Below are 298 nucleotides of genomic sequence, written 5' to 3'. Positions count from 1 at the left end.
CTACGTCCTGGCCTGGACGAACGGCCTGCCGCCGGACTCGGCCCGGCATCTGATGCCGGAGCCCGACGGGCAGGCCGGCCCCTGTCTCGGCTTCTGACGGACGCGGAGCACCCCCATGGGCCTCCCTTCGCCCGAACCTCGGCCCGAACCGCCGAATGGCCCTTCCGACACCGGCGCCCTGCGCGTCGTGGCCGACCTCAACCGCTGCCAGGGCTACGCCCAGTGCTGCTACGCGGCGCCGGAGCACTTCGTTCTGCACGGCCACGAGATCCTGTTCTCCGACCCGGCGCCGCCGGCA

Annotated in this window: 1 protein-coding gene; it reads left to right on the top strand. The window is 73.2% G+C overall.

The window, feature by feature from the left end; genetic code table 11:
- Positions 1-115: 115 nt before the first annotated feature.
- Positions 116-298 (top strand): ferredoxin (locus tag ACLBXP_RS25785; protein ID WP_447670648.1); only part of this gene is annotated, 183 nt, incomplete at its 3' end.

It is taken from the genome of Methylobacterium sp. A54F (assembly GCF_053346035.1).
The sequence above is the reverse complement of the archived record's forward strand: the minus strand, read 5'-3'. Positions and strand labels throughout refer to the sequence as shown.